The following is a 26,902-nucleotide window of genomic DNA, read 5'->3' as shown; positions in this document are numbered from 1 at the left end:
GACCGGCGGGGTCCGTCACGGGCCGGACGGACCCCGGTGGGGTTCCGGTTCCCCGGCGGCCGGTCCGGGGTGGACCGGGACCGGCCTTGGGGTTCAGCGGCGGCTGCCCGGGCCGAAGTAGTCCTGGTGCTGTCGCACCACCACACTCCAGTCGGCGTCGTGCGGCACCCGGACCACCTCCCAGCCCATGTCGAGCAGCCGGTCCTCGGCCTCGGCGTCGCGCTGGGCGACGGTGGCGTCGTCGTGGACGGGCCCGTCGACGAACACCGCCACCGCCGCGTTGGCCAGCCGGTACACGAAGTCCGGCCGGGCCGACGCCTCGGGGACGAGCACCTGGGCCTCGTCGGGCAGGCGGTGGCCGTGCTCCTTGAGCCAGGTGACGAAGCGCTGCTCCAGGCCGGTGTCGGACTGGAAGGAGAGCGTCTTCATCTGGTCGGTGCGCGAGACCCCCTTGCCGGTGGGCAGGGTCTCGGCGTCGGTCAGGCGCAGCAGCAGGTCGCGGATGAGGCGGCGGTCGATGAGCTGGTGGTGGGCCTGGTTGTAGTAGGTGAGCAGGCAGTCGTAGCAGCCGCGGGCGCACGCGGTGTCGTGGTCGACGCCGGTGTCGGGGTCGATGTGGCAGATCTCCAGGGCGGTGCGCGCCGCGGTGGCCAGGGCGTCGCGGTCGTGCTGGATGCGGCGCAGCACGCCGGCGCCGCCCTCGGCCGCCTCGGTGAACAGCATCCGGCCGCGCGGCCCCTCGTCGGGGGGCAGCAGTTCGCCGGTGAGCTCGGTGTCCTCCAGCTCGAAGGCGGCCTCGATGCCGCGCTCCAGCGCGTACATCAGGGTCAGCGCCTGTTCCTGGGGCAGGGCCCGGTCCAGGTGCAGGACCAGGATGTTGCGGCGGTCCTCCACGTAGGGGATGACGCGCTTCTTGTGGACGCGCTCCTCCCCCGCGTCGGCGCCGTCCTCCACCAGGGGCGTCTCGGAGGTGTCGCCGATGGCCTTCTTGGCGGTGGCCTCGTTGAGCCACTTGCCGGTGGTGGGGTCGAGCCAGAAGCCGTCCGGCTCGTCGTCCTTGGCGCGCAGCCGGCCCAGGTTGGTGATGCGGACCGTGGCGGAGTCGCCGTAGTGCAGGGTGGCCAGGGAGCCTGCGCCGTCGGACACCTTGGCGTCCTGGCGCCCCTCCCGGCCGCCGCCGTGGTCGGCGAAGCTGTAGGAGGTGACCAGGCGGAACCCGGCGCGGCGGCGCTCCTCCTCGTCGGAGGAGATCTTCTCGCGCTTGGTGGTGTACACCGTGTGCAGCTGGAGCAGGTTGGGGGTCAGGCCGGTCAGCTTCTCCCCGCACAGCACGCACAGGTCGATGCGCTGCTCCGGGTCGTGGTGGTAGCCGCAGTTGCCGCAGCGCACCGCCGTGGTGGTGACCACGTCGCCGGTGGAGTCCGGCGGCAGCTGAATGCGGGTGACCTGGTAGCGGGCGCCCTCGTGGTAGATGAGGGCACCGGGGCCGAACTCGCGGATGGCCACGAACCGGGGCCGCTGGAGGAAGTCGCCCTCGTCGAAGCGGTTGCGGCGGGTGGGGATGTAGGCGGCCAGGGGCAGGCGCGGGAACGAATAGCCCGGCAGGAACCCCTCGCTGGCCAGGTAGCGGTAAGGGTTGAAGTCGCTCAGCAGCGACTTGCTGTCCTGGCTCTCGTTCTTGAGCAGGGCGATCTGGACCTCGGCCTCCTCGCGGCGGCGCTTGGCCTGGTTGCGGTCGCGTTCGGACAGGCTGTGGTCCAGGCGGCGGCGGTTCTGCTCGGCCTGGTCGACCAGGGCGGCGCGGAACAGCTCGCGCCAGCGGTCGAAGGCGCGGTCGAACCGCTCGGGGGCGCTCTGGACCATGCGCTCCAGCCAGGAGTCGTCCCACCAGGTCATGGCCTCCAGCTGGGGCAGGACGTCGGCGAACACCTCGCGGGCGGCGGCGATGGTGCGGCGGCGCGCGCCCTCGTCGAACGCCTTGGCGTGGGCGTCGCTGTTGAGGGGCAGTTCGGGGGCGGGGACGCGCTGGTCCTCGTCGTAGCCGATGTCGATGACCGCGGGGACGGCCCGGCCCAGCTTGAGGCCGGTCTCGGCCAGCCAGATGCCCTGGAGGTGGGCGGCGACCAGGTCCTCGTTGGCCAGTTCCAGGCGGGGGGCCTGGACGACCCCGGACACCATCTTGTCGGAGTGGCGGAAGTAGTACTGGTCGTGGCTGTTGCCGGTGGCGCAGTAGGTGGTGATGAGGGCGGGCTGGCCGCTGCGGCCGCCGCGGCCGCTGCGCTGGGCGTAGTTGGCCGGGGTGGGCGGGACGTTGCGCATCATCACCGCGTTGAGCTCCTTGATGTCCACCCCCAGCTCCATGGTGGGCGAGCAGTACAGGAGCCGCAGGTCGGCCTTGCTGAACTGGTCCTCGCGCTCCTCGCGGATCTCCGGCGGCACCTGGGCGGTGTGCTCGCGGGCCTCCAGGCCGGTGAGGGTGCGGGCCGCGCCCCGGTACAGGTCGCGGAAGAAGGTGTTGACGCGGGGGCCGTCGCCGCTGGCGTAAGTGCGGGTGAGCGGGTCCTGCGCGCCGAAGAGGCCCTCCCCCGCCTTCCACAGCAGGCAGCCGGCGTCGACCTGGTAGCCGGTGACGGCCTCACCGTCGGTGCGGTGGTAGCGGTGGCGGGTGTGGCCGGGCACGCTCTTGACCTTGGTGATCAGTCCCGCGTCGGCCAGGACCGCCAGCAGGTCGGCGATGACCTGCTGGAGTTCGTCGGTGCTCAGGTGCTTGAAGGAGTCGTCGGTGCGCCTGAGGTACTTGGCGTACTTGCCGCGCCCGGACAGGAACAGCCCGTTGGGGTTGAGGGTGCGCTTGGACGGGGCCGGGTAGGCGACCGCGACCCGGGCGCGGTCGCCGCGCGCCAGCGCCCAGGACTCGGTCAGCCGGGTCTCGCTGGCGTTCTGGAGCGACTCGAAGGCCTCGTCGCGGAAGTAGGGGGTGTCGATGGCCAGGGCACGGCGCATCTCGTCCATGAGGGCGCGCAGGATCATCGCGCGCAGGTGGGGGTCGGCCGAGCGCAGGGCGGGGAAGGTGCCGTTCCAGCCCGCCTGGTTCTCCGCGGCCCAGCTCAAGTCCGCGTAGTCCATGCGCAGCAGGCCGGTCTGCTCCAGGTTGGGCATGGTCACCCGCCAGCCGCGTTCCAGGTCGAGATAGAGGCGAAAGGCGATGACGTCGCGCAGGGTGCTGGCCGCCTGGGCCGCCATGCGCGGGCCGGTCTGCTTCTCTTCGCTCGCGTTCTTGATGTAGTCCTTCTGCTCCAGACCCAGGGACTCGGCGACCCGGGAGGCCAGGTCCTCGGAGTTGAGGCCCTCCTCCCCGGCTTCGGCCAGAGCACGGTACAGGCCGCCGCGCAGCTCGACGACCTGGACGAAGTCGTTGAAGTGCCCGGCCTGGAGGGAGGCGTCCTGGCGGTTGTCGACGAAGGTGAGGAGCTTGCGGGCCTCCTTGGGCAGGGACTCCTCCGGGACCGCCTTGAGGGCGCGGACGATGGTGCCGGAGATCAGGGAGGTCGCCGAGGACCGCCCCTCCTGGTCGAGGGTGGCGAGTTTGGCGAAGTCCTTGCCGCGCTTGTTCTCGTAGCTGACACCGCAGTGCAGGCAGAACAGGAACGGGGAGCGGACGAAGGCGGCCGACAGCTCGCCCTGCCCCTCGGTGCCGCGGGCGTCGACGGTGACGGCGCGGGGGACGTGGTCGCGGTAGTTCTTGTTGACGTTCTCCTGGCCGTTGTCGTCCAGCTCGATCCACGAGTCCGGGAGGAGGTTGCGGCTCAGGGCCTCGTCCAGGCCGGAGGGCCAGGGGGCGTCCGGAGAGACGTACAGGTAGCCCTCGACGGCACCCTTCTCCGTGGGGATCCCGGCCCGGCGGGAGCGGTAGACGGTGCCGGCCGCGGTCTCCACCCGCCACACGGTCATGTAGTCCTGGCCGCACTCGCGGCAGAAGGCCAACGGCAGCAGGATGTGACCGTCGCTGCCGGGGACCTCCAGCTGGTACTCACGGGTGAGGTGGCGCTCCTCCGGGTGCTCCAGGGTCGTGTGGATCGTGTCCCCCTTGGAGAGGAACTGGTGCAGCCGGAACGCGAACAGGGGCCGGTCGTTGCCCGGGTTCAGCGCTTGGGCCCCCGCCTCCAGGGTGCGGCGGATGGTCTCCACACAGCGGTCGACGGGCACACCGCTGATCCTGGACAGTTCGGCGGCGGCGTCCTCCACCTTGGTCGGGCGCTGACGGACCAGGCGGCCGGTATGCGGCTCCGTGGTCAGCCCGAAGGTGGACTCGATCCAGCGGGCGAGCGGGTCGCGGTACAGGTCGTTGTAAGAACGCGGGGAATCTCCGTCCAAGCGCTCGGCGGGCACTGGGGCGGGGCCCTCCGCGGTGGCCCGGACCAGGGTCTCGGTGATGACGTTGCCCGGATCGACGCGGGTGCCGAAGATCTTCGAGGCGACGTCGGCGACGACGTTCCTCTGGTCGTCCAGGGTGCCTTCGGAGGACATGGTGGCGGAGGTGCCGATGCACTGCACGTCCGGAGCCTGGCAGGCCTGGCGGACACGGCGGACCAGCAGGGCGACGTCGGCGCCCTGACGGCCGCGATAGGTGTGCAGCTCGTCGAAGACGAGGAACTCCAGGCCCCGGGCCATCTTGATGAGGGAGCGCCGGTCGTCGGGCCGGGTGAGCATCAGCTCCAGCATCACGTAGTTGGTGAGCAGGATGTCCGGCGGATCGTCCCGGAGCCGCTTGCGGACCTCTTCGCTCTCCTGGCCGGTGTAGCGGGCGAAGGTGACGGGTTCGCGTCCCTGGCCGTAGCCGTCGACGAGGAACTTGCGCAGTTCGTTCAGCTGGCTGTTGGCCAGGGCGTTCATCGGGTAGACGATGATGGCGCGCACCCGCTTGGTGTGGTGGCCCTCGGCCTTTTCCCTGTCGCGCTCCTTCAGGACCCGGTCGACGATGGGGACGATGTACGAGAGCGACTTACCGGAGCCGGTACCGGTGGTCAGGACATAGGACGCCCCGCTCTGGGCGACCTCGATGGCTTCGCGCTGATGGCGGTGCAGGGTGAGGGGCTTGCCGTTGCAGACCGTGCTCCCCTCTTTCTTCTTCGTCTGGAAGATGCGGACGTTCTCCGGGTGCAGCAACCCCCCGCTGACGAGTTCGGGCACGGTGCCGCCGGAGGCGAAGAACGGGTTGAGGGACAGCCAGGGGTCGGGCCACTGGGATTTGGAGTCCAGGTTCCGCTGGAGGAAGGCGGCGATGCGCTCGTCACGGATGACGGTGCCGCCCTGGGTGAAGTCCCGGTATTCGGAGATGAGCTGTTCGTGCAGGGAGAACACGTCCATGACCCCGGCCGGAGCGTCATGGACGGGACGTGCCGCAGTGCTGTCGGGCAGGACCGCGGCGGGCACGGGCACCGGCAGATGCGCGCGGGGGTCGAAATCCTCCCAGTCGTCCACGGCCACGTCGGGAGCCGCGGCGGTCAGGGCACGCAGAGTGTCGCGGACCTCGGCGGCATCACCGGGGCGCTCGCCCGGGTTCTTCTTGAGGAGGTGCTCGATGAGGTGGATGAGCGGCCTGGGCAGATCGGCGCGCAACAGGCCCAGCGCCGGGATGTCCTCGTTGTTGTGCTTGTAGCCGAGTTCGAAGTTGGTGGTGCCGCTGAACAGCGGCGCGCCGAAGAGAAGCTCGTACAGGACGCAGCCGAGGGCGTACAGGTCGGCCGCGTAGGTGACCTTGGCCCCCTGGAACTGCTCGGGGGCCATGTAGCGGGCGGTACCGACGGTGGTGTCGGTGCTGGTGAGCTTGGTGAGGTCGGGGTCGTCGACGATCCGGCCCATGCCGAAGTCCAGGACCTTGAGCAGGCCGCCCCGGGTGATCATCACGTTGGCGGGCTTGAGGTCCCGGTGGACGACGCCCTCGGCGTGGGCGGTGTAGAGGGCGTCGGCGATCTGCGCACCGATGGCGGTCGCCCAGGCGACGGGGAGCTGGGGCACTTCGCCGTTCAGGTCGCGCAGGGTGCGCCCGTCCAGGAACTCCATGGCGAGGTAGGGCAGGTTGTCCCCGCCGGTGGTGTCCATCCCGCCGTCGATCAACCGGGGGATGCGCGGGTGGTCGAAGCGGCGCATGATGTCGACCTCGCGCAGGAAGCGCTTGACGGATTTGTCCTCGGGGTCGACGGGGGCGCCCGAGCGGCGGCGCAGGATGAGCTTGACGGCGACGCGGCGGTCCTGCTCGGGGGTGGAGGCGCCCCCGGGTGGCTCGGTGTCCTCGGCGCGATGGACCTCGCCCATGTTGCCGCGGCCGATGCTCCCGTCGAGGCGGAAGCGGTCCGCCACGTACTGCCGTTCCATCGCTGTTCCCTCGCGCTCCGCTGTACCGATGTACCGACCCGTGTCGACCGGGGGTGTGCACTCACCGTACGCCTGTGGGTGGGGGCCGGAAGGGCGAACGGAGCGGGCCCGGGTTCAGGGCCGGGGCAAGGTCGCGCCGGAGTACACAGTTTCCAGTCAACAGAAAACTTTGATGCTGTTTACTTCGCCAACATACACAGATCCAGAGGAGGGGGCAACCCTAGGAGGGAAGTCTCCCGAAGCCGCTTAGGTGGAACCGGGTTCCCCATTGTCTTGCACGCAAGAGGACGCGTGGAAGGGAATGAAGGATGACGCATGAGACCCCTTCGTCACGCAGCTCTTCTCTCCACCTCTCCTTTCCGCCTTCCTCCCCGCCCCCTCTGTGGGACGGTCGTGGGACGGGTGCTCTGACGCGGCCAGGTGTTGACAACGCAAACAACCACCTCTGTGGCTGTTGATAGCCGGACGTGTACTGTGACCCCCATGGATTCCCGCGACCGGACCTCCGCCGAGGAACAGCAGGTCACCGCCGCCGACATCGCGCGGCTGGCCGGTGTCACCCGCGCCGCCGTCTCCAACTGGCGCCGGCGGCACGACGACTTCCCCTCGCCCGTCGGCGGGACCTCGTCCAGCCCGCTGTTCTCCCTGACCGGGGTCCGCGCCTGGCTGGAGAGCCAGAACAAGGGGGTCGAGGAGTCCACCGAGGTGCGGCTGTGGCACACCCTGCGCGGCGACCACCCCGGGCGGATGCTCCCCGCGCTGGCCGATGCCGCCGGGTACCTGCTGAACGGGGACCGGGGCGGGGCCGGGGCCGGGGACCGGGGCGGGCTGAGTGATGAGGCGGTTCGGCTGCTCGGGGAGCTCGTCGCCGAGTCCTCCCCCGCCGAGGTGTCCCGGGCTCTGGCCGAGCGGTTCCTCAACGCCGGGGAGCGCGCCGGCACCCCGTCCGGTTCGACCAGGCGGCTGGTGCAGGCGCTGGCGGCGCTGACCGACGGCACGGCGGCCGGGGTGTTCGACCCCGCCTGCGGGACCGGGACGCTGCTGTTCGGGGTGGGGGCGCCGGGCGCCGAGCGGACCGGGCAGGACTCCGACCCCGACGCGGTGCGGCTCACCCGGGCCCGGGCGGAGCTGGAGCACGGGGCCGGGGCGGACGTCCGGGTCGGTGACGCGCTGCGTTCGGACCGGTGGGAGGGCCACCGGGTGCCGCTGGTGGTGTGCGACCCGCCGCCGGCCACCACCGACTGGGGTCGCGAGGAACTGCTGATGGACCCGCGGTGGGAGCTGGCGGTGCCGCCCAAGGCGGAGAGCGAGCTGGCGTGGTTGCAGCACGCGTACGCCCACACCGAGCCGGGCGGGCAGGCGGCCGTGGTGCTGTCCACCTCGTGCGCCTACCGGCGCACCGGGCGGCGGACCCGCGCCGAGCTGGTGCGGCGCGGGCTGCTCACGGACGTGGTGGCGCTGCCGGCCGGGCTGGCGTCCGCCCACTCCCAGCCGGTGCACCTGTGGCTGCTCAGACGCCCGGCCGGGGCCGATGACACGGCCCGGTCGGTGCGGATGTGGGACCTGTCCGGGGCGGACCCGGACGGCCCGTGGGCGTGGCCGGAGGAGGGGTGGGCGGAGGTGCCGCTCATCGACCTGCTCGACGACGAGGTGGATCTGACGCCGGGGCGCTACCTGGCCCCCGGGCTGGAGGACCTGCCCGAGGTGGTGGCGTCGCTGCGGGAGGAGCTGCGGCGGGCGGCGAAGGAGATCGACGCCCTGCTGCCGGAGGTGTCGGCCGCGGGGGCCGGGGCGGGGGCGGCCTCGCGAACGGATACGGGTGCGGTGGAGTGGTCGGGGACGCAGGTGCGGGTCGGGGACCTGGTAGACGCCGGGCTGGTGGACGTGGCGGGCGAGGCGCCGCGCGCGGTGGACGAGCGGCTGGACACCGATTTCCTGCGGGGGTTCATGGCGGCGCCCGCCAACACACGGCGTTCGACCAGTGCCAGCGGGACCCACCGGACCGATGCCCGGTCGGCGCGGGTGCCGCAGATGGGCACGGCCGACCAGCGCCGGTACGGGGCGGCGTTCCGGGCGCTGGAGGAGTTCGAGCGCCGGGCGGAGGAGCTGGCGGCGCTGGCCCGCCGGGCGGCGGAGCTCACCCGGGAGGGCCTGACCTCGGGGGCACTGGTCCCGGAGGACGGTGGTCCCGACTCCGCGAACTGATTCAGAGGGCGGTCACGAGGCCGACCGCAACAGGGGCGGGGCGAGCAGTGAGGCTTCCCCTTTGCGGTACAGGGCCGCGGGTCTGCCCACCTGCCGGGCGCGCTGGTCACCGGTGGCCTCCACGAAACCCTCCGCCTTGGTGACCTTGCGCCGGAAATTGCTGGGGTCGAGCCCGCGCCCCCAGACCACCTCGTAGACGGTGCGCAGCTCGGTGAGGGTGAACGGTTCGGGGCAGAACGCCGCCGCGATGGTGGTGTACTCCAGTTTCTCGCGGATGCGCTCAAGGGCGTCGGCGAGGATGCGGCCGTGGTCGAAGGCGAGGGAGGCCGGGTCACCGAGGACGTCGGCCACCGGCGCCCAGTGGGCGTGCGCGGCATCGGTTCCGCCCACGGGTTCGGGCAGGTCCGGCCCCAGGGCCAGGTAGGCGACGGTGACGACCCGGCCCCGGGGGTCGCGCCCGGGGTCGCCGTAGGCTCCGAGCTGTTCGAGGTGAAGCCGCGCGCCGTCGATGCCGGTCTCCTCCATGAGTTCGCGTTCGGCCCCTCCGTCGAGGGTCTCACCGCTGCGCACCCTGCCGCCGGGCAGGGCCGAGCGGCCCCGGAAGGGCTCCTCTCCGCGTTCGATCAGCAGGATCATCAGTGTTCCGTCCCTGATGGTGAAGATGGCCAGGTCCACCGTCACCAGGGACAACTCCACACCGACGGACCTCGCCAAGCGGTCGTCCACCACATCCCCCTTAAAGGTCATATTGACCTGAACCCTTGCGACCACTTATGGTCACATCGACCCTAATTGGATCGGCGCAGGAGAAGTGCATGACCGCCACGACCCACGCCCCTCCCTCCCTCGGCTCTCCTCCCCCGGCCCCGGCCACCACCGGGGAACCGACCGGGATCACCCGCCACCTCTGCACCGGTGTCCACGTCGACGAGGAGTTCCGAGACCTCGTCATCAAAGAGATCTGCACGACCCCCTACCGCCGGGTCGCCCCCTCCTACGGGTTCGACCTCGTTCCCGTGATGCGCCACGCCTGGCGCGCACTGCACCTGACGGCGCTGATGAGATCGGCCCTGATCGCCGCGGCGGCCGCACCCCACCTGCTGGGGTACACCGTAACGAGCCTGCTGGTCATCGGCGGGTTCGTACTCCTCGTCCTGTTCGAGAGGGCATGGGACCTGTCGAGACGGCTCATCCGGCCCGATGATCCATCGCCCCGCCGACGATCGAAGAAGAAGCGCAACCGCCTCCCGAAACTTCCCACGGCGTACGACTGGAAGTACGGGAAGGACGAACAGCGCCTCCAGCGCGTCGGCCTCTACTCCCTGGCCTTGGGCCTGACCATGGCCGTTCTGGCCTACTCACATCCCGACCAGGGAACCCTGGCCCTCCGCATCGGGGGTGCCGTCGCCGCGTTCGCGGTGATCGCGGGCGGCCTGCGGCAGTGGTGGATCAACCGCATCCACAAAGCCCCCGACCTGCGGCCGCGACGGCTCTCGCACCGGGAGCGGGTCGTGGACGAACAGCAGGGACATCCCTGCGTGGTCTACCGCCGCCCGGCGCACAAGAAGGACACCGGGGACGAGGAACAGGGCGTGTTCACGCTCTTCGGCGAGGAGTCCCCCTTCATCGGCGCGGGAGAGCTGATCCACCAGTGGAACCCGCCCATGAACGTCCAGCTCCTGCACCCCGGGAGCGAGGACAGGCCCCTGCACGAGCGCGAACACCGGTACCCGCCGTTCCAGCCCCACGAACTGGTGAAGCACCTCCGCGAGGCCGTCACACAGCTCCGCGAGGACGACGAGAGCGTCCGCCTCCCCGTGGAGGTGCGGGATCGCGTCTACGTCGCCCAATCCGACATCTCCAAGGACAGGTCTCTGCTCCGGGAACCGGTGAGCGCTCCGGTGATGCGCCGCATCATCAACCGGCAGAACCCCGCGTACCACTACTTCCTCGAAGCGATCGTGCCCGACGCCGACGGCGAACTGGTGGCCACCGTCCTCCTCCAGGTCGGGGTGCGGGGCCGTACGCTGAGCCTCTCCTTCGCGGCCTGCGTCCTGACCCGCACCCCCGACGACTTCCGCAGGGCCGGAGAGTTCGGCCAGCACGGCAAGCGGGCCGTCATCAGTGCCGCCCGCCGCAGCCTGTTCCGTCTCCCCCGGGAGATCCGCTCCGTGTGGAGGATCGCCCACTACCCCTACTTCCTGGCCAGGGCACTCGCCTTCCACCGGCGTGACCTCACCATCGCGCCCCTGCGCAACGTGGGAATCGGCAGCCGGCTCAGCGTCCGCCAGGAACAGGCCGAGGAATGGAGCAGGGTCCAACTGGACAAGACCCGCGTCCTGGGCCACATGAAGAACGTGGAACAGCGGCTGCTCAAGGCGACCAGCGACTTCCTCCGCTCCCGCGACGTGGACATCTCCGACTTCGACGACCGCGCGCTGCAGATCATCAACAGCGGCATCGTCAACATGGGCGGCACCAACGACTTCGGCAACACCGCCGTCGGCGACCACGCCCAGGTCCACACCACCCCGTCCCCACCCCCCGCCCCCGGCGGAGCACAGAACGGAAGTGCGGCATGAACTCCCAGGGATCCACGCAGGGCAACAGCGGCATCGTCAACATGGGCGGAACCAACAGCTTCGGCACTACCGTCGTCGGCCACAAGGCGCACATGACCGTGCCCGCGAGCAGCACGGAGGAGCCCGGGTCCCGGGCCGCACCGGCCGGCGGCGAGCGCCGCCGGGACATCGGCATCATCACGATCCTGCCCACGGAGATGCGGGCGGTCCTCGACGAACTGGGCCTGGACCGCCCGCGCAAGAAGGACGGGCTGTTCTTCAGCACCGGCGACATCGGCACCGACAGCGGCACGGTGGGCGTCGTCGCCACCCAGACCCACGGTCCCGGCCAGCGGTCGGTGATGGCGGCGCTGGACCATCTGCGCCACCACTTCTCCCCCCGCCTGTGGGTCCTGGTCGGGATCGGAGGCGGAGTCCAGAACGGGCACGTTCACCGTGAGGGGCCCGCTCGGATCGGCAACGTCATCGTCTCCACCCGGATCGTCTACTACGACGCGCGCAAGATCACGGCCGGGGACCGCGTGCAGCGCCGGGGCGAGGAGCGGCAGGCCCCGGCCCGCATCGTGCACGCGGTCAACGCCTACTTCACCGACCAGGGGGAACCCGCGGTGATCCGGGGGCGCGTGGCCGGACACCGCAAGCGCGGCTTCGAGGTCCACCACGGCCTCATCGGTTCGGGAGAGGCGGTGATCGCCGACGCCGACTCCGAGGTGCGCCGCTGGCTGAAGGACTACAACGACAAGATCCTCGCCGTGGACATGGAGTCGGGCGGACTCAGCCAGTTCTGGCAGGAGAACTCGGTGCGCGAGGCGGACAACCCCGGATGGCTCGTGGTCCGCGGCATCTCCGACGGGGCGGACGCGGAAAAGGACGACGACGCCCACGGGTTGGCCGCGCACAACGCGGCCCACGTCGTACGCGAACTGCTCCCCTACCTTCTCTGACCCGACCTTCTCCGACCCGTTCGCGGACCGCACCCGCCCGGCGGCGGATGAACGAGGAGTGATCCCATGGCCGCCTTCGTCCTCGGTGTGTCCAGTTCGATCCTGGCCACGATGGTCCTCGTCGCCGCCGGGTGGGTGTGGTCCTCGCGTCCCCGCTGGTGGCTGGTGGGGCTGCTCTCCCGGCTCACCGGGACCGGTGTGCGCCGGGTGTACCGGCGCCAGCGGTCCGCAGAAGAGGACATCGCGCGTGATCTGCTGCGGGCCCGCTGGGTGAAGGTGCTGGCCGGACGGGGCAACACCCTCACCAGGGACGCGTTCGCCCCGCTGTGGTCGGGAAGCATCGATCGGCTCGAATCCGTACAGGTCCTCCTGCCCGACCCCGAGGCCGTTCCCGGTGAGTGGCTGGCACGGCGTGCGACCGATCTGGCCGTGGTCGACCCGGGTTTCACCGCCGGGCTGCTCCGCGACCAGATCCGGGCGAACACGTCGTATCTGGCCGCGGTGGCCCGCGACCAGCCGGACGTGGAGCTGCGCCGGTTCGACCTCCCGCACCTGTACCGCGTCATCGTCACGGACCGGGCCGCGTACATCACCTTCTACGAACGCCGCGGGCACGGGAGGCACTCACCCTGCCTGTACGTACGCGCACCGGGTGTGCTCTACGAGGCTGCGCTGCACTTCTTCGCGGTCACCTGGGCGGGAGGCTCCCCGGAAGCACCGGAACAGAGTACCCGTGTGCATACACAGGATCACTAAAAGATAGTGGTTGACACTGTTTTCACATGAACTCTAGGCTGAAACGGCACCGATGGACCTCCCCTTCCCCCTCCATTGCGGAGCCGGCCATGATCCCGTCCTCCCCTCCCCCGGCGGACTTCCACCTCACCGCCGAATACGCGCTCCTGCACGAGTGGGAGATCCGGTGGCGCCCGAAGGTGAACAAGGCCGACCGGGTCTTCGAGCTCGACCTGCTCCCCACCGTGGACCCCTCGGTCCCCCGGGCTATGGGCCGTGTCTTCTCGTGGAACCTGACGGAGAAGAAGGAACCGGCCGAGCTCTGGCCCGCGTGCACGATCCTGACCACCGTCAAGGCCGCGGCGGACGGATACCACGAGGGTTCCTTCTGGGGTGACCTGTGGAAGCTCCTCGACATCCCGGAGGCCCACCGCCGTTCCCACCGCGGTCAGCAGGTCTGGGGTGAACGGTTCCTCAGAGCGCTGCGGCTCACCGGGCTGGACCGGGACACCGGCCGAACCGGGGGCTCGGGCAAGAAGTACGTCGGAGCCGCCCTCCTGCACGCGGGTGTCCCCGTCTACTGCCTGGACGACCTCTTCGACCTCCTCCTGGAATGGCGTACCCGTCATCCCCGGAGCGGTGTCGAGGGCTTCCTCGACTGGTTCGACGGGCTCGGCTCCCGGGTCGGCTCCCTGGACGTCCCCGTGCGTTTGTTCCTCAAGGAGAGCCGGGCCCCCGCCCGCGGCACCCTGGAGCGCTGTGTCCGCATCCTCGACCGGGTGATGCCCGATCCCAGCGCTGAGGCGGCCCCCTCCACGGACGACCCCTCCGGACATCTGGGGTCCGCCGCCGTGAAAGCGGTGATCCGGGCACAGAGCCGGGAGAACCGTCCCGCACCGCAGGAACCCAAAGGCACCCCTCGTCTCTGGCTCGCGCCCAGTGACGCCCGGCTGCGGCTGCAACCACCCCCCGGCTGGACGATGGCTCCGGGGCAAGAGGAGGTCGTGGCCCCAGGGGAGGACGAGCATGCACACCCCTCCATGACCCTGACGCGCCCCGTTCCGCGGGTACGGCTCGTCCCGCCGGGCACCTCCGCCCCGGCGGAGGTGCCCATCATCAACGAGGACGACCCCGTGCTCGTCTTCACCCGCCAGGGCAGGCACATCGCACACGCCAAAGGCATCACTCCGCGGACCCTGTGGCTGCTACACCCCGCCGATGCCCTGGAGGTCTCCGCGAAGGCAACGGTCCTCGTGCGGGAGGACCTCTCCGCCCACTGGCACGGGTGGCAGCTGTCCCAGGTGGAGTTCCCACCTGGCAGCCGGTTCCGCAGCGGACCGGGGCCCTTCCACCCCATCGCGAGCGCATCCGCGCCCGACCCGGTCCTCAGCCGGGAAACGGTGCTCCCCGGGGTCACCGACCGCACCGGAGCCCCTGTCCATTCCGAGAGGCCCACGGTGACGGCACCGCCCGGAGAAGGCCCTGCATGGACTCTGGACGTCTTCATCGAGGGAGAAGGCCGCTCCCCGCTCACCTCGCGACCGCTGCCCGCCGGGGAGGCCGCTGATCCCTGGGCGGGAATCCCCGTTCTGCAGGCGGGCTCCTTCATACTGCGGGCCCACTGTTCCGGGCGGCAGGGCCGTAAGTGGGAGCGTCGCGTCGTCCTGGTGGAAGGCCTGGCCGTGGCCCACACTCCCTGGTCGCGGCTACCGCTTGAGCACGGCTGGGAACCCGGGGAAAGCCGGATCTCCGTTTCCCAGGGCGCGTGGTTCAGGCCCTCGGCCGCGAAGGTGCGGTACGGGGCACACGATGAGGTGGCCGAAGTGACCGTCATCGGCGGACCCCGGAGGATACCGATCCGCGTAGAAGCCCCCCGATTCGAAATACGCCTCACCACCCGGGGCGGGGACGCCGTCCGGTCCCCGGCCGGGACGGCCCTGACCCCCGAGGAGGTGCGTACAAGCGGTGACCTCGAAGTCCGGTCCTCTCTGGGAGGGGATCCGGGCGACCTCCTGCTCCGGCTCCGGTCCGACGAGGGGGACCTGATCCAACAGGAATCCCCGCGCGTGCGGGGGGACGCCGCCCGTTTCCCGTTGCCCAGGTTCGCGGACATGGCACACGCCCACCAGCGGGCCTTCCTGGAGCTGTGCTCGGGAGGCCGTTCCCATACCATCGCGCGGATCCGGCCCGAACCCCTGGCGGACGAGGCCGTGTTCGATGACGACGACGCCATCCGGTTCAACGGGCTGTCACCGAACAGGGCGTTCCTCGCCGCCCTCTACCAGGAGAACGCACCGTGGCGGCCACCCGTGGTGTTCCCCGTCCGTGACGGCCGCATCCCCATGGACCACCACTTCGAGATCGGCGGCCCCGTCCGCATCCTCCTGCGCGAAGACGACCCCTGGGCTGCCGCTCCCGAGTTCCCTCCCTGGCCGCGATCATCGGACGGCACCCTGCTGCGGTGTCTCATGCCGGGAAGGCCCAACCACGGAGACGACGCCGCCGAGGATCGTCTGTGCGCGTACCTGAACGGCAGGAGCACCGTCTCCCCCGATGGCGAACTGGTCGGCGGCGCCAACCGATCCCGTATCTGGGAGACCGTCGCCCGGCAGAGCCTCCTCACCGATCCTGAGATGCTCCCCCGGCTCAGCCGCCTGGTACAGAAGGCGACCGGTCCCGAAGAAGGCCTGGACGGCCATGCGGGGATCGCGTTCGGCCCGGTCTTCGCGGTGTGGGCCCTGATCTCCTGCGGTGGGGTGAGCACGATGCCCAAAGGCGCCGGCGAGGACCGGCTCCTCTCCCTGTGGCGTCGCAACCCCGTGGCCGCCGCGCTATCGTCCCGCCACGTGATCCGAGCGTCCGGCCCGGAGGCGGCGGTCCCGACAGCGGTCGTCCGGCGATGCGGTGAACAAGCACGGACCCTGCTGCGCGGCGTCCCCCGATCTCTGGTGGAGAACCCCGATGAGAGCCGTACAGCACCGCAGGTCCGCGACATCCTGGCCACCCTGCGCTGGGAGCCACGCGCGCGGCTCGGCCTCTTGGACCCGGCTGTCGAACAGACGGCGGTGGAACGCACCCGGCAAGCGGACGGCGCACGTGCCCGGGAGTTGGCCGCACGGGGGAAGGGTGTGTTCCAAGAGGTCCACAGCCTGTGCGAGCGCGCGGGAATCAGCGAGGGCAAGGTCCTGTCCCAACTGCTGGCCGTACGCAATCAGACCTGTTCGAGACAGGACCACCACCTCCCCGCCCTGTCCCTGGCGCTGGCGGTCAACGCCCGCTCGGCGGCACGGGCCGGGACCCCCAGAAACCACGAGCGTCTGGACCGGATCCACAGACCCCTGTGGGCCGACCTGGCCCTCCTCCTTCCCGAACTGGTCGCGCTCGACATCGTGCTGGCCGAATTGACCCTCACCGGCCTGGACCGGGCCCGGTGGCAGTGAGAGAGCGGAGAAACTTGGACACCCCCGTCGACGCCCTCGACCCGCTTCACGTCAGTGACCTGATCGGCGCCTCCTACCGCCGGTACCTGCGCTCGCTCATGCCGCTGCGCGATCCCGTGCTGGCCGCGGCGCTGAAGGAGCAGATCGACACCAGCCCGCTGCTGAGCAAGGGCCCGCTGCTGGAGGTGACCCCGCCGTACGCCACGGGGGCGACCCCCCGCGGCCTCGTCGAGGAAGGGGTGCTGTCCGAGCGGTTCACCTCCGCCAACGCTCCACGGATCAACCTGGACCGGCCGCTGTACGTCCACCAGGAAGCCGCGATCCGCAAGGCACGGGCCGGACGCAACCTGGTGGTCGCCACCGGAACCGGGTCGGGCAAGACCGAGAGCTTCCTGCTGCCGATCCTCAACGCCCTGGAAGAGGAACGCGGGCGGGGAACCCTGGGCCCCGGAGTGCGAGCGCTCCTGCTCTATCCGATGAACGCCCTCGCCAACGACCAGCTCAAACGGTTGCGCGAGGAGTTGCTGGCGCACAGCCCGCACATCACCTTCGGACGCTATACCGGGGAGACCATCGAGACGGAACGGGACGGCCAGGCGGAGTTCCGCCGTATCCACGGCACCGAGCCCCCTTCCAACGAAATGGTCAGCCGGGAGCGGATGCGCGAGGAGCCGCCGCACCTGCTGCTGACCAACTACGCCATGCTGGAGTACCTACTGCTGCGCCCGGCCGACCTGGACCTGTTCGAGGGGGACCACTCCGGGCACTGGCGGTTCATCGCCCTGGACGAGGCGCACGTCTACGACGGGGCCAAGGCGGCGGAGATCGCGATGCTCCTGCGGCGGCTGCGCGACCGCGTCGCCCAGGGGCGCGCACTCCAGTGCATCGCCACCAGCGCCACCGTGGGAGACGACCCCGCCAAAGTGACCGAGTTCGCCTCGAAGCTCTTCGACGCCCCCTTCGAATGGATCGGTGACGACCCCGACCGGCAGGACCTGGTGACCGCACGGCGCAGGCATCCCCGGGACATCGCCGTGTGGGGACCCCTGCCGCTGGACGCGTACGCCGAGCTGGCGCTGTCGGAGGACCCCGGGTCGGCGCTACGGGGTGTGGCGGCCTTCCACGGGGTCTCCCAGGAGGACCCCGCCGTGCTGTTGGCCGGAGAAGCCCGGATGCACGCGATGCGCCGGGCCCTGTCCGACGGGCCTCAGGGACTGGAGGCACTGGCCGCCGCGGTCTTCACCGACGGAGCCGAGGAGACCGACCCCGTCGGGCGGGCCAAGGCCCTGACCGCGCTGGTCGCGCTGGGCGGCCGGGTCCGCGACAGCGGGGGGACGCCCCTGCTGTCGGCCCGCTACCACCTTTTCACCCGGGCTACGGATGGAGCGTTCACCTGCCTGAACGAAGAACGGCCACACGTGTCGCTGGCCCGGCACGAGACCTGTGAGGTCTGCCGGGCGCAGGCTTTCGAGCTGGGTTCCTGCCGTCGCTGCGGAGACGTCTACCTGGTAGGGACCACTCTCCAGGAAGGCGACGCGCCCGTGAGGTTCACCCCGCAGCGCTCTGTTCGCGACAAGGCGGTGTGGCTCCGCCTGGGACCGGCCGTGGAGGTCGCGGACGACGACGAAGCGATCCTGGAAGAGACACCGGTCCAGGTGACCTCGCACAGCGAATACCTGTGCACGGGCTGCGGCGCACTCTCCCCCTCCCCGCAGGGCTCCTGTATCAAGGGCTGCCCCGGGTGCTCCCTACGGGAGGTCCAGCGGATCGACGCCCGCGGCAAGGCGACCGACCGCTGCCTGAACTGCGGCGCGCTGGGCAGGGACACCGTTCTGCGCTTCCACAGTGGGAATGAGGCGGCCGTGGCGGTCGTGGCCACGGCCCTGTACCAGTCCCTGCCGCGGGCGGCGGAAGCGAAGGCCGCCGCCCGTCCGGGCGGGGGCCGCAAACTGCTCATGTTCAGTGACAGCCGGCAGACCGCGGCCTTCTTCGCCCCCTACCTCGGAGAGACCTACAAGAGACTGTTCCAGCGCCGCCTCATCGTGCAGGGGATGCGCGACTCCGTCATCACGGAAGAGGGGATGGCGGTGGACGACGTCATCGCCGCCACCGTACGCGTGGCCGAACGGACCGGGCTCTTTCCCCGCCGCAGCTCCCACACCCAGAAAAGGGCCGAGGCCGGTCTGTGGGTGATGAGCGAACTCGTCTCCAACCGCAACCGGCAAAGCCTGGAGGGCAGGGGCCTGATCCGGGTCCGCCTGATGCGGCCGGAAGGCACCACAGTCCCCAGGGCGCTCACCGAGCACCTCGGGCTGTCCGAAGAGGAGGCCTGGGACCTGCTCGGCGAGCTGGTGCACCACGCACGACGCCAGGGCGTTCTGGAGATGCCCGACGACGTTCCCCCCGGCCATGACGTCTTCGCGCCACGGCGCGGCCCGGTCAGCATGCGGGAGATCAGCTCCGACAACAGGCGGAAAGTGCTCAGCTGGTCACCGACGACGGGTACCAACGGCCGTCTGGACTATGTGAAGCGGCTACTCCACCGCATCGGTTCCGACCTGGAGCCCGGCACCATGCTGACCAGGCTCTGGCAGTTCCTGCTGGGTATCGACGACGGGTGGTGGACCGACATCACCAAGGACGGGACGCACGACACCGTCCAGATCGACCACACCTATCTGCGGATCTTCCCCACCACCCCGGAGGAGGACCTCTTCCGGTGCGACACCTGCCGCATCCTCCACCCGGTGTCGGTGCGCGGGGTGTGCACGACCCTCAACTGCTCGGGAACCCTGTGCCCGGTCACCGTCGCGGAACTCGACCGGGAGGAGGACCACTACCGGTCCCTCTACCAGGAACTGGAGCCGATCCCACTCAGCGTCGAGGAGCACACCGCCCAATGGTCGGCGAAGAAGGCGGCCTCGGTCCAGGAGGAGTTCGTCTCCGGGAAGGTCAACGCCCTGTCCTGCTCGACCACGTTCGAGCTGGGTGTGGACGTGGGAGAGCTCCAGACCGTGCTCATGCGCAACATGCCGCCGACCACCGCCAACTACGTACAGCGCGCCGGGCGCGCGGGGAGGCGGGCGGACTCGGCCGCGCTGGCCGTCACCCACGCCCAGCGCCGCTCGCACGACATGTTCCGTTACCAGGAGCCGGAGCAGATGATCAGCGGCCGGATGCCGACACCCTACGTTCCGCTCACCAACGAGAGGATCGACCGCAGGCACGCGCACTCGGTGGCCCTGGCCGCGTTCTTCCGGCACCGGTACCTGGTCCACGGGGAGTCCTGGTCGACCGCAGGCGACTTCTTCCACCCCGGCGGGGACGATGCCCCCGTGCACCGGGTGGCGGAGTTCCTGGCCCCGGTGCCGCAGGAGGTCACCGAGGCCCTGCTGCGGATCCTGCCCCCCGAGGTGGCGGACACCCTGGGCGTGCGGGAGGGCACATGGGTGGACGTGCTCACCGGCATGCTCGAAGACGTGCGGGCCGAGGTCGATCAGGACATCACCCTGCTGGAGGAGCAACGTAAGGAGGCTGCCGAGAAGGAGCGCTACGGCAGAGCGGGGCGGCTCAAGGAGACGGTGCGCACGATCCGCTCCCGGGGCCTGCTCGGTTTCCTGGCCACCCGCAACGTGCTGCCCAAGTACGGGTTCCCCGTGGACACGGTGGAGTTGCGCACCGGGCACACCGGTGATGCCGTGGGGCCGGAACTGGAGCTGGCCCGGGATCTGACCATGGCCATCCACGACTACGCTCCCGGCGCCCAGGTGATCGCCGGAGGCAAGCGATGGACGTCCGCCGGCGTTTACCACATGCCCGGGAAGGAACTCGTGGAGTACCACTACCGTCTGTGCCCGACCTGCGGGTATTACGAGGACTCTATGGAACGGTTGGAATCCGCCTGCACGGCGTGCGGGGAAACACCCGCAGGACGGTTCCCGTCCGGTGTTTACAGCATCCCCGAGTTCGGATTCGTGGCCGATCCCAGAACACAGGAAGCCGGAACAACCCCTCCCGAGCGCGTCTGGAGGGGGTTCACCCAGGTCCGCCGCTTGGCCGTGGAACCCCGTGAGTACATCTGGGAGACCGGGGGCGGGGGCAGGGCGCTGTGCCGTGCGGGCAGCCGGGGTCAGCTGGTCGCCGTTTCCGAGGGGGCCAACGGCATCGGCTACCACCTGTGCCGCTGGTGCGGCCGCGGTGTGTCGGTGTCCGCCCGGCAGGCGCCGAAGGCCCACACGAATCCGGTCAACGGCCGCTCCTGTGAGGGAAGGCTCGAACGGCGTTCTCTGGGGCACCAGTACGAGACCGACCTGCTCTCGGTGGAGTTCGAAGGCGCGTTGCGTCTGGGAGTGGTGAGCGAGGAGGTACGGCGCTCCCTGCTCTACGCGGTCCTGGAAGGAGCCTCATCGGCGCTGGAGATCAGCCGCGACGACATCGGGGGCACGATCTTCCAGGGTGAGCGCGGGGTCAAGAGCCTGGTCCTGTTCGACACCGTGCCCGGCGGGGCGGGCGGCGCCGTGCGCATCGCCCAGGCCTTCCCCGAGGTCCTGCGCGCCGCGCATGCTCGGGTGAGCGAGTGCGACTGCGGGGTGGAGACCTCCTGTTACGGATGTCTGCGCAATTACCGCAACCAGAACGAGCACGAGCTACTGCGGCGTGTGGACGCCCTCCATGCCCTGGACCTGCTGACCACCGTGTGAGGACGGCGGGACATAGGGCGTCCCGCCCCTTCACCGCAATCCCTTGACTGCTGACGGCCGTCCTACGGCTTCTCTGGCGATGCGGTAGCGTCGCGGGCGGGAGTCGGTGCGGAGAAGGTGTGGGCATGGCGCAGGCGCGCAGGGGTCGGGTTCTGGACGGGCGGTACGAGCTCGGGACGGCGCCGATCGCCCGGGGCGGGATGGGCGAGGTGTGGGAGGGCACCGACGTGCGGCTGGGGCGCCGGGTGGCGGTGAAGTTCGTGCGCTTTCCTGGCGACGCCGACGAGGAGGACCGCACCGAGCTGGTGCGGCGTTTCACACGCGAGGCCAAGATCACCGCGGAGCTCCAGCACCCCGGGGTGCCCGCGGTGTTCGACGTGGGCGAGGAGGACGGCCACCCCTACCTGGTGATGCAGCTCGTCCAGGGGGTGAGCGTCGCCGATCTGATCGCCGAGCAGGAGCGGCTGTCGGTGGGCTGGGCGGCCGGGATCGCGGCACAGGTGTGCGCGGTGCTGGCGGTGGCGCACCGGGCGTCGCTGGTGCACCGGGACCTGAAGCCCGGCAACCTGATGCTGGAGCCGGACGGAACGGTGAAGGTCCTGGACTTCGGGCTGGCGGTGGCGCTGGACCGCACCGACATGTCGCAGATCACCCGGACCGGGCACACCCCCGGCACCCCTGCCTACATGGCGCCCGAGCAGCTGCTGGCCGGGCGGGCCACGGCTCTCAGCGACCTTTACGCGCTGGGGTGCACGCTGTACGAGATGCTGACGGGCAAGCGGGTGTTCGCCGCCTCCACGCCGTTCGCCGTGGCGTCCAAGCAGGTGGGCGAACGGCCGAACGGGGTGCGCGGGGCGCGCCCGGAGGTGCCGCGGGAGCTGGCCGAGGTGGTGGCCGCACTACTGGAGAAGCGTCCGGAGGACCGCCCGTCGGGTGCGGTGGAGGTGTACGGCCGGCTGATCGGCTTCGCCGACGACCTGGAACCGATGCCCGGGATCCTGCACCCGCCGTCGCTGCCAAGCCCGCAGCGGATGTACGGTGCGGCGCTGTCCCGGGTCTTCACGGCGAAATAACGACCGGGACGGGCCGGGCACGCGCTCCCCATCCGAACCGCCGGACACGTTAGGTTGGTGTGCGAACGCACCGATCCCTCGGAACCACCCGCTCCGGTCTCCGCCCGTCCCCCTGGCAAGGATCCCGGCCCCCATGCCCCGTGGAATCACCGTGTCCCCGGCCCCGCGCGGTCCGGGCCCGCGTCGTGTCGCCCTTTTCCCGGAAGCGGTGCGTCCGCCTCCGCCGTGTCACCCTCCGACCGAGACCTTTCCGACACGACGCTAGGACGACCGGACGTGGCCCGACTCGCACTCCACCTGGACCTGCTCAAAGAATTCGCCGGCCTCGAAAAGCCCGTGCGCGAACGGGTGGGGGAGGTGTTCGCCAAATTCGAGGAGGCCGCACACGCCGGCCTGCACCTGGAGAAGATCACCGGGGCCCGCGACGACCGCTTCCGCACCATCCGCATCGACCAGTTCTGGCGCGGGGTGGTGCTGGCCCCCGTCAACGGGGACACCTACACACTGCTCAAGGTGCTGCCGCACGACGACGCGTACGAGTGGGCCAAGCGGCGCAAGGCGTCGGTGAACATGGCCACCGGCGGGATCGAGATCCGCGATGTGGCGGCGCTCGACGCCAGCCTGCCGCACATGAAGCGGATGGCCGGGAACACCCCGGAGAAGCTGTTCGACCACGTCAAGGACTCCGAGCTGCGCAGGCTCGGTATCGACGAGCACACCCTGCCGCTGGCGCGGGTGCTCACCGCCCCGTTCCAGCTGGAGGCTGCGCGGGGACTGCTGCCGCCGGTGCAGTGGGACGTGCTGTACGGGCTGGCGTCGGGTCTGACCGCCGAAGAGGTGTGGGCCGAGCTGGGTCCGGCGATCGTGGAGGGGGTGGACCCCGACGACCTGGACGCGGCGGTGCGGCGCAGCTCCGACCGGGTGCTGCTGGTGGAGGGACCCGAGGAGCTGCTGGCGGCGCTGGCCCATCCGTTCGACCTGTGGCGGATCTACCTGCACCCGGTGCAGCGGGCCGCGGTGGAGGCGGCCTACCGGGGTCCGGCCCGGGTGACCGGTGGCCCGGGAACCGGCAAGACGGTGGTGACCCTGCATCGGGCGTACCGGCTGGCGCGGGCCGGGGGACGGGTGCTGCTGACCACGTTCACGTCGACGCTGGCCGACTCCCTGGAGTCGAGCCTGCGGCTGCTCTCCGAGACCGACGGCGGCGCGGACGCCGACGCGGTGGTGGCGCGGGTCCGGGTGGAGCATGTGGACCGGTTCGCCAACCGGGTGTTCCGTGAGGGGCACGGCGCACCGGACCTGCTGAGCCCGCAGCGGGAGCGGGCCCTGTGGGAGCAGGTCGTCCAAGGGCTGGAGCTGGACCTCTCCCCCGCGTTCCTGGCCCAGGAGTGGCGCCAGGTGGTGCTGGCGCAGCAGATCACCGGCGCCGACGCCTACCTGGCGGCCAAGCGGCGCGGCCGCGGCCGCGGGCTGGACGCCGGGGTCAAGGCCCGGGTGTGGCAGGCGATCGCCGCGTTCCAGGGCCTGGTGGACGAACGCGGTGTGTGGACGTATGAGACGGTCGTCGACGAGGCGGCCCGGCTGCTGTCCGAGCGGGCGGAGAAGCCGTTCGACCACGTGCTGGTGGACGAGGCACAGGATCTGCACCCCGGCCAGTGGCGGCTGCTGCGCGCGGCCGTCGCGGAGGGGCCGGACGACCTGTTCATCGCCGGTGACGCTCACCAGCGCATCTACGGCCCGCAGGTGAGCCTGGCCGAGGTCGGGGTGAACATCCGGGGCCGGTCGTCGAAGTTGCGGATCAACTACCGCACCACCGCCCAGATCCTGGGCTGGGGCCTGAGCCTGATGCACGGGCAGTCCGTCGACGACCTGGACGGCGGCCTGGACTCGGTGGCCGGGTGCCGTTCGGAGATGCGCGGCGAGGACCCCGCGGTGTTCGGCCTGCCCACCTGGGAGGCCGAACTGGAACATCTGGCCGGCACCGTCCGGTCCTGGCTCGACGCCGGGGTGCTGCCCGGGGAGATCGGTGTCGCCGCCCGTTCCAACCGTGCGGTGGAACAGGCCGTGTCCGCGCTGGAGGCTGCCGGGTTCGAGGTGCGGGCGCTGGCCAAGGGGGCCGCGCCGGGCGCGACGGTGTCGGTGGGCACCATGCACCGGATGAAGGGCCTGGAGTTCCGTTGCCTGGCCGTGGTGGGGGCGGGCGGAGACCAGTTGCCGGCGCCCAAGAGCATCACCCCCGAGGCGGAGGATCCCGGGGCGCACGCCCGGGACATGCTGCGCGAGCGGAGCCTGCTGTTCGTGGCGTGCACGCGGGCGCGGGAGCGGCTGAGCGTGAGCTGGCACGGGAGCCCCAGCCCGTTCGTCGAGGCGCTCCTGGCCTCCTGAGAACACCGGGTCGACGGACTCCCCTTCCTCCCCCGTTTCCCGGTCCTCCCCGCCGTCCCCGCTTTTGACCTCTATCGACAGAGAAAGGCGCCGCCCGATGGTGAAACTGTCCACGCTGCTCGACCAGATCGACACGGGCACCGTACTCCTGCCGGAGTTCCAGCGCGGCTACGTGTGGAACCGCGACCAGGTGCGCGGCCTGATGCGGTCGATGTACCTGGGACACCCCGTCGGCAGCCTGCTGATGTGGGAGACCTCCGACAGCGAACTGTCCGCGCGGGGGGCGGACCCCGGGTCGGGCCCGTACCTGATGCTGCTGGACGGCCAGCAGCGGATCACCTCGCTGTACGGGGTGATCAAGGGGTCCGCGCCCGCCTTCTTCGACGGCGACCCCAAGGCGTTCACCGGCCTGTACTTCAATGTGGCGAGCGGGGATTTCGCGTTCTACATGCCCTCCAAGATGGCGGGCGACCCCCGGTGGGTGAACGTGACCGAGCTGTTCTCCAAGGGGCCGATCCACTACCTGGCCCCGTTCGCCGCGGACCCGGACGCGGCCACGGAGTACCTGGAGCGGCTCAACCGGCTGCACCAGGTGACCGTCCGCGAGTTCCACCAGGAGAAGATCACCGGGAGCGAGAACCGCATCGACGAGGTCGTCGACATCTTCAACCGGGTCAACTCCGGCGGGACCAAGCTGTCCAAGGGCGACCTTGCCCTGGCCCGGGTGTGCGCCCAGTGGCCGGACGCCCGCCGGGTGATGCGCAGGGCGATCGACCGCTGGCAGGAGCGCGGCTACCGGTTCAGCCTCGACTGGCTGCTGCGGGCCACCACCGCGGTGGCCGTGGGCCGGGCCCAGTTCGAGTCGCTGAACAAGGTGACGGCGCGGGAGTTCGAATCCGCTCTGGAGCGGACGATCGCGCACACCGACACCTTCCTGGAGGCGGTGTCCGGACGGTTGGGCCTGGACCACGACCGGGTACTCAAGAGCCGGTCCTCGCTGGCGGTGGCGGTGCGCCTGCTGGAGCTCAACGGCGGGCGGTTCGACGACCGCGCCCACCGGGACCGGGTCCTGTACTGGTACATGCACTCCGCTCTGTGGGCTCGGTACTCGGCGACGACGGAGACCACCCTCCAACGGGATTACGACACGGCCGCACAGAGCGGGGTGGACGGACTGATCACCGCGCTGGAGCGGTCGCGGAACGGCTCGTTGGCGGTGCGCCCCGACGATTTCGAGGGCACGCAGGGCGGCCGCTTCTACCCGCTGCTGTACGTGCTGGTGCGCACCCAGGGCGCCCGTGACCTGGGCACCGGCCTGGAGTTGAACGCCCAGGCCCTCGGGGCGGGTTCCCCGCTGATCCGCCGTGCCCTGTTCTCCACCGAGCTGCTGCGCGGCCACGGTGGCCGGGCCGACGCGATCGCCAACTTCTGCTTCCTCACCCAGGACGGAGGAGGCGCGGCCGCCCATCAGGAGCCGCACGAGTACCTGGGCGCGGTCGAGGCGGCCCTTCCCGGGGCTCTGGCCTCCCAGTGGATCCCGAACGACCCCGAGCTGTGGCGGCCCGAGAGGTACAGCGATTTCCTGGCGGCGCGCCGGGAACTGCTGGCCGGGGCGGCCCGGTCCTTCCTGGAGGAGCTGCGGGAGGGCACCGCCCAGGAGGATCCGGCCGACCTGGCGCCGCTGACCGTGACCGCGGAGCGGTCCCTGGACCCCCGGGCGATGCAGATCGGGGAACTGGTGGAGAGCCTGCGGGAGGCGGGGTACGCCGAACCGGAGCTGGACACGGTGATCTCCGACCCGGTGACGGGGCGGGTGATAGCCGAGGCGGAGGCGTTCTGGCCGGACGGCCTGCAGCGCGGCCAGGGCAAACCGGTCGTTTTGGAGCTGGACCCGGAGCAGGCCGATCTGCCGCGGCTGCAGGAGCTGGGCTATGAGGTGTTCACGTCGGCGGACTCCCTGCGGGGGTTCGTGGAACGGCTGGGCCGGGAGCCGTTCGGCGTCCCGGTTCCGGAGGCCGGGGAGGAGCCGCACGCCGAGGAGGAGCAGGAGGAGCCCGTGCCCGCCGGGCCGGAGACGGTGGACTTCGGGAAGGCGATGCTGGGGCTGTACGAGAAGGCCAAGCAGGACGCGGGCTACACGGCGTCGGCGTTCCTGGGGATGCTGTCGGAGTTGGGGCCGCTGGGGACGGCGCGCAGGCTGCTGCACGCGCCGGCGGTGTCGGACGGGTTCGCGAACCTGTGGGAGCGGGGGCGGTTGGACCTGACGGTGGAGGCGCTGGTGCTGCGGCCGGAGTTCGCGCCGCTGTTCACCGAGGAGGAGCTGGGGCGGGCGCGGGGGCGCCTGGAGCAGTTCGGGTACCGGTTCCTGGGCGAGTAGGGGTGCGGGGGCGGGTCCGGGTGGCCGGGCCCGCCTTCGGTGTTCGCGGGAGCCGGGGGGACACCCGGGGTGGTGGGTGGAACGGT

11 protein-coding genes are annotated in these 26,902 nt (G+C 70.7%); 9 read left to right on the top strand and 2 right to left on the bottom strand.

Translation table 11 applies throughout. From position 1 onward, the window contains the following. Positions 1-93 precede the first annotated feature (93 nt). Positions 94-6,375 carry a protein kinase domain-containing protein gene (locus ACJOT3_RS09050; protein ID WP_406970817.1) on the bottom strand — a complete coding sequence of 2,094 codons (6,282 nt, stop codon included), beginning with the start codon at positions 6,373-6,375 and terminating at the stop codon, positions 94-96. A gap of 483 nt (positions 6,376-6,858) precedes the next feature. Here ACJOT3_RS09050 and ACJOT3_RS09045 point away from each other — a divergent pair, with 483 nt between their 5' ends. Beyond that, positions 6,859-8,580: an HsdM family class I SAM-dependent methyltransferase gene (locus tag ACJOT3_RS09045; protein ID WP_406970815.1), complete on the top strand. Its 1,722-nt coding sequence runs from the start codon at positions 6,859-6,861 to the stop codon at positions 8,578-8,580. 12 nt (positions 8,581-8,592) lie between these two features. On the opposite strand, the gene ACJOT3_RS09040 is transcribed toward ACJOT3_RS09045, so the two are convergent. Continuing rightward, a complete protein-coding gene (locus tag ACJOT3_RS09040) occupies positions 8,593-9,306 on the bottom strand; it encodes an NUDIX hydrolase (RefSeq protein ID WP_406970813.1) in 714 nt (237 codons plus the stop codon). Positions 9,307-9,395: 89 nt separating this feature from the next. On the opposite strand from ACJOT3_RS09040, the gene ACJOT3_RS09035 reads away from it, so the two are divergent. The 8 genes from ACJOT3_RS09035 to ACJOT3_RS09000 all read left to right on the top strand — a co-directional run bounded on the left by ACJOT3_RS09035 (position 9,396) and on the right by ACJOT3_RS09000 (position 26,816). Beyond that, the gene (locus ACJOT3_RS09035; protein ID WP_406970811.1) at positions 9,396-11,162 is read left to right on the top strand and encodes an AbeC-like domain-containing protein; all 1,767 of its coding nucleotides are present in this window, start codon (positions 9,396-9,398) and stop codon (positions 11,160-11,162) included. After that, positions 11,159-12,106: a 5'-methylthioadenosine/S-adenosylhomocysteine nucleosidase family protein gene (locus ACJOT3_RS09030; RefSeq protein ID WP_406970809.1), complete on the top strand. Its 948-nt coding sequence runs from the start codon at positions 11,159-11,161 to the stop codon at positions 12,104-12,106. Before ACJOT3_RS09035 ends, ACJOT3_RS09030 begins: the two co-directional genes overlap by 4 nt. A 66-nt stretch (positions 12,107-12,172) precedes the next feature. Further along, on the top strand, positions 12,173-12,862 hold the full coding sequence (locus ACJOT3_RS09025) for a hypothetical protein (RefSeq protein ID WP_406970807.1): 690 nt from the start codon (positions 12,173-12,175) through the stop codon (positions 12,860-12,862). Positions 12,863-12,951: 89 nt separating this feature from the next. Continuing rightward, a complete protein-coding gene (locus ACJOT3_RS09020) occupies positions 12,952-16,281 on the top strand; it encodes a hypothetical protein (RefSeq protein WP_406970805.1) in 3,330 nt (1,109 codons plus the stop codon). Between the two features lie 14 nt (positions 16,282-16,295). Beyond that, complete coding sequence (locus tag ACJOT3_RS09015) at positions 16,296-20,981, top strand: DEAD/DEAH box helicase (RefSeq protein ID WP_406970803.1); 4,686 nt, start codon at positions 16,296-16,298, stop codon at positions 20,979-20,981. 125 nt (positions 20,982-21,106) lie between these two features. Next, complete coding sequence (locus ACJOT3_RS09010) at positions 21,107-22,054, top strand: serine/threonine-protein kinase (RefSeq protein WP_406970801.1); 948 nt, start codon at positions 21,107-21,109, stop codon at positions 22,052-22,054. A gap of 276 nt (positions 22,055-22,330) precedes the next feature. Beyond that, the gene (locus ACJOT3_RS09005; protein ID WP_406970799.1) at positions 22,331-24,439 is read left to right on the top strand and encodes a UvrD-helicase domain-containing protein; all 2,109 of its coding nucleotides are present in this window, start codon (positions 22,331-22,333) and stop codon (positions 24,437-24,439) included. 97 nt (positions 24,440-24,536) lie between these two features. Further along, on the top strand, positions 24,537-26,816 hold the full coding sequence (locus tag ACJOT3_RS09000) for a GmrSD restriction endonuclease domain-containing protein (protein ID WP_406970797.1): 2,280 nt from the start codon (positions 24,537-24,539) through the stop codon (positions 26,814-26,816). Positions 26,817-26,902 lie beyond the last annotated feature (86 nt).

It is taken from the genome of Nocardiopsis protaetiae (assembly GCF_045446735.1).
GTDB lineage: Bacteria > Actinomycetota > Actinomycetes > Streptosporangiales > Streptosporangiaceae > Nocardiopsis > Nocardiopsis protaetiae.
The sequence above is the reverse complement of the archived record's forward strand: the minus strand, read 5'-3'. Positions and strand labels throughout refer to the sequence as shown.